The organism is Pseudorhodoferax sp. Leaf274 (genome assembly GCF_001422445.1).
Taxonomy (GTDB): Bacteria; Pseudomonadota; Gammaproteobacteria; order Burkholderiales; family Burkholderiaceae_C; genus Pseudorhodoferax.
The window spans coordinates 349,228-362,972 of the sequence record NZ_LMNA01000030.1 but is presented as its reverse complement, the minus strand read 5'-3'; the positions used below and the strand labels follow the sequence as shown (position 1 = coordinate 362,972).

Annotated in this window: 14 protein-coding genes and 1 pseudogene; 1 reads left to right on the top strand and 14 read right to left on the bottom strand. The window is 72.9% G+C overall.

Annotation, left to right across the window (positions count from 1 at the left end; translation table 11 throughout):
• Positions 1 to 88: 88 nt before the first annotated feature.
• The 14 genes and pseudogenes from ASF44_RS28440 to ASF44_RS28375 all read right to left on the bottom strand — a co-directional run bounded on the left by ASF44_RS28440 (position 89) and on the right by ASF44_RS28375 (position 12,981).
• Positions 89 to 751, bottom strand: a complete 663-nt coding sequence (locus ASF44_RS28440) for a ChrR family anti-sigma-E factor (RefSeq protein ID WP_056902626.1) — start codon at positions 749 to 751, stop codon at positions 89 to 91.
• Entirely contained in the window at positions 748 to 1,425 is a 678-nt protein-coding gene (locus ASF44_RS28435; RefSeq protein ID WP_082525110.1) for a sigma-70 family RNA polymerase sigma factor, read from the bottom strand. The genes ASF44_RS28440 and ASF44_RS28435 overlap by 4 nt, the downstream gene beginning before the upstream one ends.
• Before the next feature lie 34 nt (positions 1,426 to 1,459).
• Positions 1,460 to 2,380: a ZIP family metal transporter gene (locus ASF44_RS28430; RefSeq protein WP_082525109.1), complete on the bottom strand. Its 921-nt coding sequence runs from the start codon at positions 2,378 to 2,380 to the stop codon at positions 1,460 to 1,462.
• Between the two features lie 75 nt (positions 2,381 to 2,455).
• Positions 2,456 to 3,424, bottom strand: coding sequence for a ferritin-like domain-containing protein (locus ASF44_RS28425; RefSeq protein ID WP_369820966.1), 969 nt, complete (start codon positions 3,422 to 3,424; stop codon positions 2,456 to 2,458).
• 265 nt (positions 3,425 to 3,689) lie between these two features.
• Positions 3,690 to 3,857, bottom strand: a pseudogene (locus tag ASF44_RS32245) (MFS transporter); the annotation flags it as partial.
• 85 nt (positions 3,858 to 3,942) lie between these two features.
• Complete coding sequence (locus ASF44_RS28415; RefSeq protein WP_082525108.1) at positions 3,943 to 5,739, bottom strand: RecQ family ATP-dependent DNA helicase; 1,797 nt, start codon at positions 5,737 to 5,739, stop codon at positions 3,943 to 3,945.
• A 186-nt stretch (positions 5,740 to 5,925) separates the two neighbouring features.
• Positions 5,926 to 6,579, bottom strand: a complete 654-nt coding sequence (locus ASF44_RS28410; protein WP_056902624.1) for a S9 family peptidase — start codon at positions 6,577 to 6,579, stop codon at positions 5,926 to 5,928.
• 13 nt (positions 6,580 to 6,592) lie between these two features.
• Positions 6,593 to 6,829: a hypothetical protein gene (locus ASF44_RS28405; protein WP_056902623.1), complete on the bottom strand. Its 237-nt coding sequence runs from the start codon at positions 6,827 to 6,829 to the stop codon at positions 6,593 to 6,595.
• 149 nt (positions 6,830 to 6,978) lie between these two features.
• Positions 6,979 to 7,695 carry a glycosyltransferase family 2 protein gene (locus ASF44_RS28400; protein ID WP_056902622.1) on the bottom strand — a complete coding sequence of 239 codons (717 nt, stop codon included), beginning with the start codon at positions 7,693 to 7,695 and terminating at the stop codon, positions 6,979 to 6,981.
• Positions 7,692 to 8,306, bottom strand: coding sequence for a class I SAM-dependent methyltransferase (locus ASF44_RS28395; RefSeq protein ID WP_082525107.1), 615 nt, complete (start codon positions 8,304 to 8,306; stop codon positions 7,692 to 7,694). The genes ASF44_RS28400 and ASF44_RS28395 overlap by 4 nt, the downstream gene beginning before the upstream one ends.
• Positions 8,303 to 9,061 carry a PIG-L deacetylase family protein gene (locus ASF44_RS28390; protein ID WP_056902621.1) on the bottom strand — a complete coding sequence of 253 codons (759 nt, stop codon included), beginning with the start codon at positions 9,059 to 9,061 and terminating at the stop codon, positions 8,303 to 8,305. Before ASF44_RS28390 ends, ASF44_RS28395 begins: the two co-directional genes overlap by 4 nt.
• On the bottom strand, positions 9,049 to 10,077 hold the full coding sequence (locus tag ASF44_RS28385; RefSeq protein WP_162243883.1) for an acyl-CoA dehydrogenase family protein: 1,029 nt from the start codon (positions 10,075 to 10,077) through the stop codon (positions 9,049 to 9,051). The genes ASF44_RS28390 and ASF44_RS28385 overlap by 13 nt, the downstream gene beginning before the upstream one ends.
• Entirely contained in the window at positions 10,074 to 10,397 is a 324-nt protein-coding gene (locus ASF44_RS28380; RefSeq protein ID WP_056902620.1) for a hypothetical protein, read from the bottom strand. The genes ASF44_RS28385 and ASF44_RS28380 overlap by 4 nt, the downstream gene beginning before the upstream one ends.
• A 193-nt stretch (positions 10,398 to 10,590) precedes the next feature.
• Complete coding sequence (locus tag ASF44_RS28375) at positions 10,591 to 12,981, bottom strand: DNA polymerase II (RefSeq protein ID WP_056902619.1); 2,391 nt, start codon at positions 12,979 to 12,981, stop codon at positions 10,591 to 10,593.
• 492 nt (positions 12,982 to 13,473) lie between these two features.
• Here ASF44_RS28375 and ASF44_RS28370 point away from each other — a divergent pair, with 492 nt between their 5' ends.
• A complete protein-coding gene (locus tag ASF44_RS28370) occupies positions 13,474 to 13,659 on the top strand; it encodes a hypothetical protein (RefSeq protein WP_056902618.1) in 186 nt (61 codons plus the stop codon).
• Positions 13,660 to 13,745 lie beyond the last annotated feature (86 nt).

Sequence of the window (13,745 nt, the reverse complement as noted above, 5' to 3'; positions counted from 1 at the left end):
CCGACCGGCGCGCGCCTTGGATGCAGCGCGGCGCGACGCAATGGTCACGAAACGTAAGCCGCTTGCGTCCGCCCCGGCCCCGGCCGGCTCAGCTCAGGCCCGCCAGCTGGCCCAGCACGCGGCCGTAGAACGAGTCGAACTGCAGCCGTCCCTGCACGGCCGTCAGGCACACGCACTCGCCATCCGACTGCACCACGGGCAGGTGGTGCACGCCCGCGCCGGTCGCATCGAAGTCGCCAGCGCCGAACTGGGCCCGGCCATCGTGGAAGCTGCCGCACAGGACCTGGGTGAACTCGCGTCCGCTGTGCGCATGCTGCGGCAGGTACTTGCCGGCCGCCAGGCGCAGCAGGAAGACGATGACCCCGTCGTCGCCCGGCAAGCGCACGCGGCTGTAGCGCATGCCCGGTCCGATCCAGCGCCAGGGCGCGACCTGGCTGCCGGCCAGCGCGGCCGGCCAGGCCTCGCCCACGGGCAGCGGCGGCGGGCCTTGCTGCAGCGCGGCAGCCGGCGCATCGGCCGGCGGCGCATCCAGCGTTGCCAGCGCATGCGCCAGCGCGTCGGCGTGCATTTCCACCGGCGGCGTCTCGTCGAGCAGGGCGCCGCCCGCAGCCTCCAGCAGCCCGACATAGGCCGCGCAGCGCGCGCACCGCTCCACATGCACCGCCACGACCAGCGCCAGCCCCGCAGGCAGCCGCCCCGCCGCATGCGAGAGCAGCAGCGCGTCGGACGGATGGTGGGCGGTACGGGTCATGGTGCGGCCCGGTCATCCTGCAACGCGCGGCGCAGATGCGCAAGGGCCGCGCGCATGCGCGACTTCACGGTGCCCAGCGGCAGGCCCAGCGCGCTGGCGATGCTGGTGTGGGGCTGGTCCTCGAAATAGCACAGCTGCAGCACGCGCGCCTGCTCCACGGGCATGGTGCGCAGCACCGCGCGCATGCGCTCGCACAGCTGCGCGGTCTGCATGCGCTCGTCCACGGGCACGGAGTCGTCCGCCAGATCGTCCAGCGCGCCCTCGTCCGCATGCAGGGCCGTGGCGCCCTGCCCGCGCAAGCGGTCCACGCGCAGGTTGCGCGCGATGGTGAACAGCCAGGTGCCCACGCTGGCCTGCGCGGCATCGAACAGCGCGGCCTTGCGCCAGAGCACCAGCAGCGTCTCCTGCGCGATCTCCTCGGCCTGGCAGGCCTCGGCGCCGCCCCGCATGAGGTAGCCCTTCACGCGCGGCGCATAGTGGCCGAAGAGCTGCGCGAACGCCTGGCGGTCGGCCCTCTCGGCCACAGCCTGCATCCAGGCCGCGGTCTGCGCATGCGCATGGGCCTGCGCGCCGGGGGCGGGGTCCGGCACGGCGCGCAGGTGCACGCGCGCCGCCGGCTCGCCGGGCAGCGGGCCGTCGTGGGCAGTGGGGCAACCGTGGGAGGTGCCAGCCATGGGAGATGCCGCGGCGCGCATGGCGGTCGGGCGGCTAGGCCAGCGCGGTGTCGAGCACCATCATCAGGATGAAGCCCAGCATGAGCCCGCAGGTGGCCCAGCGCTCGTGCCCGGCACGGTGCGATTCGGGGATGATCTCGTGGCTGATCACATACAGCATCGCGCCGGCCGCGGCGGCCAATCCCCAGGGCAGCAGCCCGGCGGACAGCCCGATCACGGCCGCGCCGAACACCGCCGCCACCGGTTCGACCAACCCCGACAGCACGCCCAGCCCCGCCGACCACACCCGGCCGTAGCCGACGCCGCGCAGCGCCAGCGCCACGACCATGCCCTCGGGCACGTCCTGGATCGAGATGCCGGTGGCCAGCGCCAGCGCGCTGAGCGGCTCGGTGCCCGCGTAGGCCACGCCGATGGCCAGCCCCTCGGGCAGGTTGTGCACGGCGATGGCCAGTACGAAGAGCCAGACCCGCTTCATGGCGCGGGCCTGCGGCCCTTCCAGGCCCTTGACGAAGTGCTCGTGCGGCACCACGAGGTCGATCACCAGCAGCAGCAAGGCGCCGGCGGCCAGGCCGAAGCCCACCACGCCGGCCGCGCCCCAGCTGCCTGCGCCCTGCGCCTTGGCCGCCGCCAGCGCGGGGATGATCAGCGAGAACGAACTGGCGGCCAGCATGACGCCGGCGCCGAAGCCCAGCATGGTGTCGTAGGTGCGCTGCGAGAACTTCTGCGAGAGCAGCACCGGCAAGGTGCCCAGTGCCGTGGCCAGGGCGGCCATGCTGCCGCCCATCAGGGCGCCACGGACACCCGGGTCCTGCAGCCACGTCGCATCGAGCAGCTGCTGCGACCAGATGGCCAGCGCGCCGAACACGATGGCCAGCCCGGCGACGTAGCGCCAGTGCCAGCGCAGCCCCCCGGCATGCGGCAGTGCGGATGCGTGCGGTGCGTGCAGTGAGTCCATGGTGCGTCCTCGGTCGAAGCAGGTGAAGGGGGTCAAGCGACAAGCCCCGCGTCGGCGGGGCTTGTCATGGGTGGGTCAGGCCAGCGCGCTGCTCAGCACCAGCGTGCCGTTCACGCCGGCTGGGTAGAAGCCGCCGCGCGAGACCGCCCCCGGGTTCAGGTACACGATGTTGAGCACGTCGCCCGGCGAGCGGCTGAAGGCGATGCCGTTGGCGTCGGTCGGCACGATGTTGGAACGGTCGTCCGAACCGGTCACGCCCTGGTCCACGTCGCTGCTGCCGTCCAGGCTGTCGCGTGCGTTGGAGATCGCGTCGGTGGCCGTGCGCAACGACGGTGTGGCCACGCCCTTGGCATAGAGCGCGGTGCGCACCAGCCCGGCGTGGTAGGCCTCCACCGCCAGGATGCCGGCCGCCGCCTCCAGGAAGGTCTTGTTCTGGATCAGCGGCGAGGCGCCCTTGTACGCCGTCACGCCCACGTCCTCGAAGATGAAAGCGGCCAGCAGAAAGTTCTCGTCGCTCGCGTACGGATCGAACGACTGGCCCGCGCTGATCAGGCCGGCCGCGCGTGCGGCGCTCGAGAACGCGCCGTTCGGGTCGGCGCCGATGTCGATGGCCGGCTGCGCCACCGCGGCCGAGCCCAGGGCCTGGCGCAGGAAGGCCACGTGCGCCACCTCGTCTTGCGCGATCTCCTTGGCGTACTGGCGCACCACCGGGTCGGTGAAGCTCACCGCGCGCCCGCCCGTCACCGCGCCCTGCGTGCCCGTGCCCGTCAGCTGCGACGCGGGCAGGCCGGAACCCGTGGCGGCGAACGCATAGAACTGGGCCTCCAGGTATTCCAGGTTGAGCGCGAAGTTCAGCACGTCGCCATCGGAGACCGCGTTGGCCTGGGCGTTGGAATCGCTCGACCCACCGCCGCAGGCGGCGAGGATCCCGCCCCCCGCGACGCCCACCGCGAAACCACTCGTCTTGCGAAAGAAGGCGCGCCGTTCGGCGCGCCGCGTCGCGATCCCGCTGACCTGTTCACGCGTCATGAAATGACCCAGCATGGCTTTGCTCCTCTATGGTGGCCGCGCGCCATCCGGCATGGCGGCACCGTGGGTGGGCACCTGCGCGGCTGCGCAGGCACAACCAGCTGCCCGCCCGGTCCACGCACATCCGCGTGGCAGGCAGCACATCCGATCACTGCCTGATACGGACGATCAGGCGCCGCGGACCGAACGCACCGCGTAGGACGGGACGCCGACATCCCGGTCGGCCATGGCGTGCGTGTGCGGCAGCACCGCGCGGCCCGGCGCCGCCGGTCCTCAGGCCGATGCCGCCCACCAGCACCTGGCCCACCGCCGCGATGTTGAGCGCCACCGTGATCAGGCGCGCGCTCGCGTCCATGCCCCAGGCCATGCCCGCGCGCTGGGGCGGCACGACCGCCGTCGTCATGGTGGTGGCCGGCGTGGTCGCGAGGCCCAGGCCGATGCCGGCCAGCTCTGAACGCGCGCAGCCCGCTTCTGCGTGCAGGCCACTGCGCCCGGTGCCGGGCAGCGAGCAGCGGCGCGCGTGGATGGCGCCATCAGGCCGGCGCCGCCGGCACGGTCTCCAGCATCCCCGGCGTGGCGACCAGGCGGCCGCGGCGCGCCGCCTGCGGCCGCACGAAGTCGGGCTGGAAGCTGCGCTCGCTGCCGTCGGCAAAGCGCACCACGATCGCATCGGCCGCGGCACGGACCACGCGCCCGGCCCCGAAGCGCCGCACGCGCACGGCATCGTCGGCTGCGAACGCGTGGGGCGGCGCCACCACCACGGCCGGCGTGGCGGCCGGCGCCGGTGCGCCGTCCGCGGCAGTTGGCGTCGCGGCGGCGGCCGCGGCCGCGGCCTCGAGCGCGCGGATGCGCATGCAGTTGTCGCAGCGCCCGCAGCGCGGCGCGTTCTCGCCGCGCAAGGCCTGCGCCAGCGCGCTCCAGCGGCAGCTGCCGCCCTCGGCATAGTCGACCATGGCCTGCAGCTTGCGCTGGTCCTGGTCGCGGCGCGCATGCTCGGCCTGCAGCACCCGGGCCAGCGACCGGCCGGCGCGCGGCGGCGCGGCGCGCCAGGCCGCGCGGCCGTCCGAGCGCACGGCGTTGGCCAGGCCCGCGCCCTGCAGCAAGCCCAGCACGGCGGCCAGCTTGCCGGCCGGCATGCGCAACCCGCGCCGCAAGGCAATAGGCGTAGCCGCTTCGCCGGCCGGCAGCGCGTCGAGCGCCTGCAGCACGCGCTCGGCATCCTTGCCCGAGACCATCTGCCCGCCCAGGAAGAAGTTCTGCACGGCCTGGTCACGCCGGGCGAACAGCAGCAGGCATTCGGCCGGCTGGCCATCGCGCCCGGCGCGGCCGGATTCCTGGTAGTACGCATCCAGGCTGGCCGGCAGCTGGTAGTGCACGACGAAGCGCACGTCGGCCTTGTCGATGCCCATGCCGAAGGCGTTGGTGGCCACCATCACGCGGCTGCTGCCGTCCATGAACGCGTCCTGCGCCGTGCGCCGTTCGGCCGCCTTGCGCTTGCCGTGGTAGAGCCCGGTGGCCACGCCGTCGGCGCACAGCGCGGCATGGACCTCCTCGGCCGCCCGCACGGTGGCGGTGTAGACGATGCCCGGTCCCTCCAGCGCCTGCACGCGCTCGCGCAGCTTGTGCAACTTCTCCGCGACGTCCGCCACCACCTCGACGCTGTAGCGCAGGTTGGGCCGCCACACGCCCAGGTCGACCGTGCCGGCCGCGGGAATGCGCAGGCGGCGGGCGATCTCGGCGGCGACATCGGGCGGCGCGGTGGCCGTCAGCGCCAGCACGGGCGGCGCGCCGAGCCGCCGCAGCGCGGGGCCGATCTGCAGGAAGGCCGGCCGGAAGTCGTGGCCCCATTCGGAGATGCAATGGGCCTCGTCGACCACCGCGAGCGAGATGGGCCGGCTCTGCAGCAGCGCCTGGAAGCCCGGATCGGCCAGCCGCTCGGGCGTGACCAGCACGATGCGCGCCGTGCCGTCCGCCACCGCGTCCAGCGCCGCGTCGCGCTCGGCGGCACACAGGCTGCTGTGCAGTTCCACGGCCAGCACGCCCTGGGCCTGCAGCTTGTCGCACTGGTCCTTCATGAGCGCGATCAGCGGCGAGACGACCAGCGTGAGCCCCGGCAGCAGCAGGGCCGGCAGCTGGTAGCACAGCGACTTGCCGGCGCCGGTGGGCATCACCGCCAGCGTGGACTGGCCGGCCAGCACGCGGTCGATGACGCGCTGCTGGCCTGGGCGCAGCGCCTCCAGTTCGAACACCTGGCGCAGCAGTTGCAGCAGCCTGCGCTGCGTGGGCCGGGGCTGCCCTGCGGTCGGGGCGCTTGCCTTGGTCTTGTCCATGCCCGCAAGCATCCGGGCTCGCCCAAGCCGGTCCCGTAGGACGGAGGCGCATCCCGGTGACCACCTCAGCGGCGCTCTGCGGGACAGGCATTGCCGGGCTTCAAGACCAGCCACACCACGTGCATCCATGCAAAGCGGATGCGGCACGCCCCGTGGGTGGGTGCGCGGGCGGCCCCGTCGCGGACGTCAGCGCAGCAGGCCGTTGAGCCAGCCCACCAGCACGTCGTGGTATTCGCGCTGCGCTGCCGGCGCCGTCAGCGCGTGGTCGGCCCCCGCCAGGGTGTAGCGCGTGACCGAACGGGCGCTGCGGAACGACTGCTCGTAGCTCGCGATCACCGGGTGCGGGATGATCTCGTCCTGTTCCGAGTCGATCAGCAGCACGTCGCCGCGAAAGCGCGCGCAGCACCACAGCGAGCGGTTCTGCGCAGGGCCGAGCAGCTGCGAGCGGTAGGCGCGCAGCGTCGGCTTGTCCAGGCTTTCCTTCGGATCCTCCCAGCCGGCATCCGGGTACAGCGCCGGCGAGCGCAGGGCCAGGAAGCGCACCGGCTTGGCCGCGGCGAGGAAGGTCGCCATGTAGCCGCCGTAGCTGAAGCCCAGCACGCCAAAGCGGCTGCGCGCGATGCCGCGCACGGCCGCCAGGTCCATGTAGTCCTCCAGCACCGCGTGCAGCGAACTGCTGCGGCTGACCTCGGCCCGCTGCTGCGCGGGCCAGCTCGCGTCGGGGATGCGGCCACGGCGGCAGACCCAGCCGTCCGGCGCCAGTTGCGCGCTCAGCGCATCGAACTGCTGCTTGCCGTCGTCGTCCCAGCCAGGCAGCACCAGCAGCGCGGGAACCTTCATCGGCCGGGCGATCTCAACGCGCCCAGCCCTTCTTGGGCCGGTGCTCGACCGTGATGTCGACGGCCTTCTTGACCACCGGGTTGCCTTGCGCATCGGTGTCCACGACCTCGTGCACGTCCACGTCCTTGACCTCGCTGTCGGTGCTTTCCTCGAGATCGCCCAGCAGGCCGCCGACCTTGCGTTCGGCTTCGTCCACCTCGGGGGTGTCGCGCTGGGTGTTGCGGATGTTCAGGCCATTCGGGTTCGCCATGTCTTCTCCTTGTGGGTCAGGCGGTAGCTGCCAGGGGCAGCCTGTCCACCGTTGTACGGATGGCGCAGGGGGGCGGGCTGTGGGAGAAGGGCTGCTGCGCGCGTGGTCCACGGCGCTTCGGCAGGGCATGCACGCAGGGCGCCGCGCACTCAGGCGACGGCCTCGCCCAGCACCACACCGCCCTCCCCGGCCAGCGGCATCTGCAGCGCGCTCGACAGGCGGCGCAGCGCATCGCCGAAGCCCAGCGGCGCGCGGTGGTCCACGCGCGCGCTGGTCCACACACGCGGCAGCGCGCTGTAGGCGACGACGATGCCGGCGGCCTCCAGCGCCCGCACCAGCGCCACGTCCTCGCTGGTGGCCAGGGCCGGGAAGCCGCCTGCGCGCAGGTAGGCCTCGGCAGACAGGCCGAGGTTGGCGCCATGGATGTGGCTGTGCCCTTCCACCGGGCGGTACTGCGCCGCGAAGGCCTGCGCCAGCGACGCACCGTGTTCGCCATGCGCCTGCCAGTCCGTCACCCAGACGCAGCCGCACACGGCTTCGCACCGCAGCGCCAGTTGGGCGGCCAGCCAGTCCTCGGCCACGGTGGAGTCGGCGTCGGTGAAGGCCAGCCAGCGCGCACCCGCGGCCAGCAGCTGCTGCGCACCCGCATGGCGGGCCAGGCCGACGTTGCGTGCCGCCAGCACCAGCGTGGACGCGCCGCTGGCGGCGGCCTGCGCGGCGGTGTCGTCGCGGCAGGCATCGGCCACCACGAGGATCTCCACCGGTTCGCCGGCCAGCGCCGGGTGTGCGGCTGCGCACCGGGCGGCGGCCACGGCAGCGGCGATGTGCGCCGACTCGTCGTGCGCGGGGATCACCACGCCGATCATCGGATGCCTTCGCGCTGCGCCACGGAGCGCGCATCCCGGGCCCAGACCCTGAGGCTGAAATCGTCTTCGTCGTGCGCCACGGCCGTGCACAGGCCGATCTCCTGCAGGGCGGCATGCACGTCGCCGGTGGCACTGACGCGCCCGGCGAACGGCGGCCGCCAGTCGCAGGCCACCAGCACGCCGTCGGGCGCGAGGCCTTGCGCACAGTGGCGTGCCACGCTGCGCACCGCGTCGAGCGGCAGGAAGTACAGCATCTCGCTCAGCACGATGAGGTCGAACTGCTCGTCCACCGGCCACTGGTCCGGCAGCACGTGCTGCGCAAGCCGCACGTGGGCCAGCCCTGCGGTGCGCTCGCGGGCGGTGCGCAGCACCTGCGCAGAGAAGTCGGCCGCGAGCACCGCGTCGCAGCGCGCGGCCAGCTGCACCGTCAGCTCGCCGTTGCCGCAACCGGGCTCGTAGCAACGCCCGAAGCGCGGGCGCGGCAGGCCGGCCAGCAGGATGTCGCGCTTGCGCTGCTCGTACCAGCGCGTGCGCAGGCCGTAGGGGTCGGCGCTGTCCTCGTACAGTTTCTCGAAGTGGTCTTGCAATACAGGCGGGTGGACGGCGTTCATGCGAACAACACCTCGAACGGGCGTTCCACGCGCTCCAGCGTCGATGGCCGCAGCACCGGCGTGTGCGGGCAGTCCGGGTCGCGCTGCCATTGCGATGCGAAGGCCCGCACCGCGGCCCGCTTGCGCGCCAGCGCATCGGCGGGCAGCGCCAGCAGGCGGCCGCGGTCCCAGGGCATCTGCACGGCGCCCACGGGGGCCCAATGCCAGCCCCAGACCGGCACCTCGTACAGCCGCGCGCCGCGCACGGCGGCAGCGGCACGCGTGGCGCGCGCACAGGCCTCGTGGTCGGGGTGACCGTCGAACATCCAGGTGGTGAACACCACGTCGTCGGGCGTCAGCAGCGCCTGCAGGCGGCGCGCGAGGCGGCCGGCCTGGGCCGCCACGCCGCCGTCCGCCAGGCCCAGCCGCAGCACGCTGGCGTGCAGTCCCAGCGCGCGCAGCGCGGCGTCGGTCTCGTCCTTGCGCTGGCGGGCCAGCGCCGCGGGGGTCCAGCGGCGCGAACCGGCGTGGCTGGCCTCGCCATCGGTCACCGCGACCACCACCGCGCGCCGCGCGAGGTGCGCCAGCTGCGCCAGCAGGCCGCCGACCATCAGCACCTCGTCGTCCGGGTGCGGCGCGACGACCACGGCACGCTGCAGGGGCCGCACCAGTTGGCCGGCCTGCACCTCGGGCAGCGGCTGCGCGCGCAGCCAGGCACGCCAGTCGCGCTCGGCCGTGCCGTCGCCGGCAATCTGTCGCTCGCTCACAGCGTCCATGGCAGGGGGTCCGTCAAGAGGTGGTTGCTCAGCGCCGCGAGGTCGCGCTCGGCATGGCTCTGGCGCAGGAAGATGGGCAGGTCGGCCAGCGCGCGGCCGAGTGCGGCGTCCTGGCACAGCGGCCCGGCGCCGAGCGCGCGGCCGGCGTGGTGCAGCACGGCCGAGGCGTCGCGCTCCACCGCCAGTCGCACGCGCAGCGCCCAGGCCTGGGCGTCCTGCCGCGGCTGGGCGTCGATCCACGCGGCCGCCTCGCGCAGCAGCGCCGCGCTGCCCTGCAGCGCCAGGTCGATCTGGCCCAGGTGCGCGCGCTGGTGCGCGTCCACCCGTTCGCCGCGGGCTGCGAGCAGCGCATGCACGCTGCGCGCGATGCCGGCGGCACCGCCCCACCAGCAGGCCGCGATGCCGGCGCCGCCGTGCCAGAAGCCGGGCCGTTGCACGTAGGCACCCGGCGCGCCCACGGCACGCGCGGGCACGGCGTCGAAATACACGTCGGCGCTGCGCGTGGCCGCCATGCCCGTGGCATGCCAGCCGTCTGCGCTGATGCGCACGCCCGCCTGGTCCAGCGACACCGCGGCCAGGCAGGGCTGGCCTGCGGGGTTCCAGCCGCTGACGACGGCATGGTCGACCCCCTCGGCGCCGGAACACCAGGCCTTGCGGCCCGAGAGCAGCACCCGGCCATCGGGGCCGGGTGCGGAACATTGCAGCCGCGCATCGGGCGGCTCGGCGCACCAGGTCGCCCAGGCGCCCGGGGCCGCGGACACGCCGAGCTCGGCGAGGATCGCCAGCGCATCGGTGTGCCCTTCGAAGAGTTTGGCGAGCGAAAGGTCCTGCGCGGCCACGCGGGCCAGCGCCTGCCAGCGCTGCAGGGTCCGGCCAGCGCCTGGCAACGGCAGCCGGTCGCGTTCCGCGGCGATGAGTGCACGCAGGGCCTCGGCAGGTGCAGCACGTGCTGCAACATGGCTGGGCGGCACGGGCACTTCGCGCACGGACGGGTCCTGCAGCGCGGCGGCCGTCAAGCCGGCGTGCCCTGCACCTGGTGCTTGAGTTGCGAGGCCTTCTGGTGCGCATCCTTGACGGCCTGCTGCAGCGCCGGATCGACCTGGCCCGCCGCACGGCAGGCGTCCATGGCCTTGTCGGCGGCCTGCTCGATGTCCACGGCGGCTTGCGCCAGGGCCTTCGGATCGGTCAGCGCGCGCTTGGTGCGGGCCTGCTGGTGCAGGTCCTGCACGGCGCTTTGCAGCGCGGCGTCGGACTGGCCCTTCTTGAGTTGCTCGACGGCCTTGTCGGTGGCTTGTTCGATGGCGTCGATGGCTTGCTGGATGGCTTGGGTTTCCATGTTGGTTTCCTGTCTTGGTGGAGAACGTGCACGCAGCACAAAGGCCGGTGCGATCCTGAAGGTGCTGGTCGCCCTGCGGCGACCGGCCAGCCCAGTGTTCGGTGTGGCCAGGGCCGGGCCCGTCGGCAGCCAACGGGTACCCACGTCAGCGCTGGCGCACAAGGGCGGAAGTCAAGGCGACCCCGCCCCAAGGCTAGAAGAGCGGCTTCTGCCCGGTCGTGAGGGCCTCGAAGCTGTCGCCCATGGGCTGCAGGATGGCGTTGGCGATCGGCAGCAGCTGCTTGACCAGGTAGTGCCCGTGGTCGATGCGCGAGCGGCGCGCCTCCATCGGTTCCGGCCCGCTGTGGGTCATCACGTAGCGGATCCAGCCGCCGTGCTGGTACTGCCGGGGCCGGTTCAGCCGCAGGTTGTGTTCGTCGGCAAGGCGCGCGGCACGCACCTGCGGCGGCACGTTGACCTGGTAGGCATCGAGCCGGTGGCGCAGGCGCTTGCGGTAGACCAGCAGCGCATCCATCTCGCCGGCCAGCGTCGCCTGCGCATAGTCGCTGACGAAGTCCCGGTAGGGCTCGCCCCGGAAGATGCGCGACAGCAGGCCCTGCTGGAACTGGCGCGCCAGCGGCGTCCAGTCGCTGCGTGCCATCTCCAGGCCGCGGTAGACCATCTCCTCCCGGCCCTGGGCATCGACGCTCAGGCCCGCATAGCGCTTCTTGCTGCCCACGTCCGAACCGCGGATGGTGGGCATGAAGAACTTGGCGTAGTGGGTGTCGAACTCGATCTCCAGGAAGTTCTGCAGTCCTTGCCCGTCGCGCAGCTCGCGCGTCCACCAGGCGTTGATGTCGCGCACCAGGCCGGCCGCGACGGCGTGCGCCTCGGCGTTGCCGTGCGGGCGCCCGAGCCAGACGAAGATGGAATCGGTGTCGCCGTAGATGGCCTGGTAGCCGCGCTGCTCCACGAAGTCGCGCGTGCGCTTCATCATCTCGTGGCCGCGCAGCGTCACGGCCGACACCAGCCGGGGATTGAAGAAGCGGCACTCGGACGCGCCCAGCACGCCCGCAAAGGAGTTCATGAGCAGCTTGAGCGCCTGCGACAGGGCTGCGTTGCCCGTGCGCTTGGCCTCGTCGCGCGCGTGCCAGAGCGTGGTGACGATCTCCGGCAGGCAGTGCCGCTCGCGCGAGAAGGCGGTGCCCTGTGGCCCCTGCACCAGCGCGGCCGGGTCGCTGGCCTGCATGCCCTCCACGAGGCCCACCGGATCGACCAGGAAGGTGCGGATGATGGAGGGGTACAGGCTCTTGTAGTCCAGCACCACGACGCTGTCGTAGAACCCCGGCCGCGAGTCCATCACGTAGCCGCCCGGGTAGGCCTTGGCGGCGATCTCGCCCACGTTGGGCGCCACATAGCCCAGCCGGTGCATGCGCGGCAGGTAGTGGTGGCTGAAGGCGGCGATGGAGCCGCCGAAATGGTCGGCCTGCAGGCCCGTGGTCTGGGCCCGCTCCAGCACGAACTGCAGCAGCGCGGCCTTCTCGAAGATGCGCAGCACGAGTGCGCAGTCCTGGATGTTGTAGCGCGCCAGGGCCGGCTTGTCCTCCCGGTAGCGGCGCTCGATCTCGGCCATCTTGTCGTAGGCGTCGCCGATGTCCTTGCCCTCGCCCAGCAGCGCCTGCGAAACGGCTTCCAGGCTGAAGGATGGAAAGCTCCACACCGCGGCCCGCAGCGCCTCGATGCCGTCGATCACCACCCGCCCGGGCATGGGCGCGAACAGGTAGCCCTGCTGGCCCGGGTGGGTGCGCCAGGCGATGGGCTGGCGCCCGCGGCCGGGCAGCAGCGGCACGCCGCAGGCATCGGCCGTCTTCTGCAGCACCCGCAGGTCGAACTGCACCACGTTCCAGCCGATGACGACATCGGGGTCGTGCGCCGCGAACCAGGCGTTGAGCCGCTCCAGCATCTGCTGGCGGCTGGCGCAGTAGACCAGCGCGAAGTCCAGCGGGCCGGCCGGCGTGGCCGGTGCGGGCGCTTGGGCCGGCGCCTCGCCGAGCATGAGGACCGTGCGCGTGCCCGTGCCGTCCAGCGCGATGGAATACAGCTCCTCGGTCGCGCTGGTCTCGATGTCCAGGGACACCACCTTCAACGACGGCCGGTAGTCCGGCGCCGGCCGCAGGCGGCCGTCGACGATGTCCGCGCCATCGTGCTGCCCGCCTTCGACCACCACGCCCGCGGTGATGAAGCGCTCCATCAGGTGGCGGTCGTGCGGGCGCACGTCCGCCTCGTACAGCGCGATGCCCAGGGGCTGCAGCGCGCGCGCCAGCTTGCCGAGCAGGCGGAACTGGCGCGCGTACACGCCCAGCACGGGCTCCTGGCCGAACGACCGCAGGTCGAGCACGCGCAGCGCCAGGCCAGGCATGGCGGCGAGCCGGGCCTCGACCGCCGCCCGGTACCGGGCGGCCACGAACGCGACCGAGGTCTGCGCGCGCAGCAGCAGCCTCCTGGGGCCCGCATCGGTGGCCAGCCAGTATTCGAGGTCGGTGCCGTCGGGCGTGTCGCGCCAATGGCGCGTGAGGATGAAGCCCTTGAGTTCGGTGGACGCCACGAAAGCCTGCGGATCGGGTCAGCGCTGACGCTGGGGTTGGTCCGGCCGATTCTCGCCGGGCGGTTGCGGCGGCCGACTTGTCCCTGGCGCGCGTGGGCAAGCCTGTGGAGAACTCGCCGGCAACCCGGCGAAAGCCTTGCCTGGCGCGGGCCGCGACGCGGTGCCCGCGAAACAGGCAGCAGGCGCTGGCGCCCACGTGTGGGCGCTGTCCTACTTTTGCATCGGACACGGCGCACACCGCAATCTGTCACAGCGTCGTTACGCTCGACACACCATGCAACAAATCCGCATCTCAAGCGCTGCGCAAGCAGCACCCGCCACCGGCGGACGGCGCTTCGATTGCCAATGGATGGAGGCGTCCCAGATGAACCGCTGGTTCCTCAAGGCGCGGCTGGCCGAAGCCCTGGCCACGTACGGGCCCGACAGCCACTGGCTCGAAACGCGCCCGCTGCAGCGCGCCGAGCAGCCCCTGCCCGCCTGAGTGCCGACGCCATGCCCTGGATGCCCATGATGCCCTGGCAAGTCGTTGCCTTCCTGGCCTTGCTCTGCGCCACGAGCGCCTGGGTCTGGGCGCCGCAGCACTGGCATGCGGCCGTGCAGGCCAGCCGCGCCGGCCGCGTGCTGCCGCTGGCCTTCACCGCGCTGCTGGTGCTGGTCTACGGCAGCATGGCGGTCTGATCCGCCGCCGCAGCGCTGCGGCGCCGGATGCATCGCCGGGCCGGTCGGACCGGACGGACCGCAAACCTCCCATAATGCGGACCGCT

Coding starts and splice junctions, on each gene's coding strand:
- ASF44_RS28440 (WP_056902626.1), bottom strand. CDS start 751: ATGACCCGTACCGCCCACCATCCGTCCGACGCGCTGCTGCTCTCGCAT.
- ASF44_RS28435 (WP_082525110.1), bottom strand. CDS start 1,425: ATGGCTGGCACCTCCCACGGTTGCCCCACTGCCCACGACGGCCCGCTG.
- ASF44_RS28430 (WP_082525109.1), bottom strand. CDS start 2,380: ATGGACTCACTGCACGCACCGCACGCATCCGCACTGCCGCATGCCGGG.
- ASF44_RS28425 (WP_369820966.1), bottom strand. CDS start 3,424: ATGCTGGGTCATTTCATGACGCGTGAACAGGTCAGCGGGATCGCGACG.
- ASF44_RS28415 (WP_082525108.1), bottom strand. CDS start 5,739: ATGGACAAGACCAAGGCAAGCGCCCCGACCGCAGGGCAGCCCCGGCCC.
- ASF44_RS28410 (WP_056902624.1), bottom strand. CDS start 6,579: ATGAAGGTTCCCGCGCTGCTGGTGCTGCCTGGCTGGGACGACGACGGC.
- ASF44_RS28405 (WP_056902623.1), bottom strand. CDS start 6,829: ATGGCGAACCCGAATGGCCTGAACATCCGCAACACCCAGCGCGACACC.
- ASF44_RS28400 (WP_056902622.1), bottom strand. CDS start 7,695: ATGATCGGCGTGGTGATCCCCGCGCACGACGAGTCGGCGCACATCGCC.
- ASF44_RS28395 (WP_082525107.1), bottom strand. CDS start 8,306: ATGAACGCCGTCCACCCGCCTGTATTGCAAGACCACTTCGAGAAACTG.
- ASF44_RS28390 (WP_056902621.1), bottom strand. CDS start 9,061: ATGGACGCTGTGAGCGAGCGACAGATTGCCGGCGACGGCACGGCCGAG.
- ASF44_RS28380 (WP_056902620.1), bottom strand. CDS start 10,397: ATGGAAACCCAAGCCATCCAGCAAGCCATCGACGCCATCGAACAAGCC.
- ASF44_RS28370 (WP_056902618.1), top strand. CDS start 13,474: ATGCCCTGGATGCCCATGATGCCCTGGCAAGTCGTTGCCTTCCTGGCC.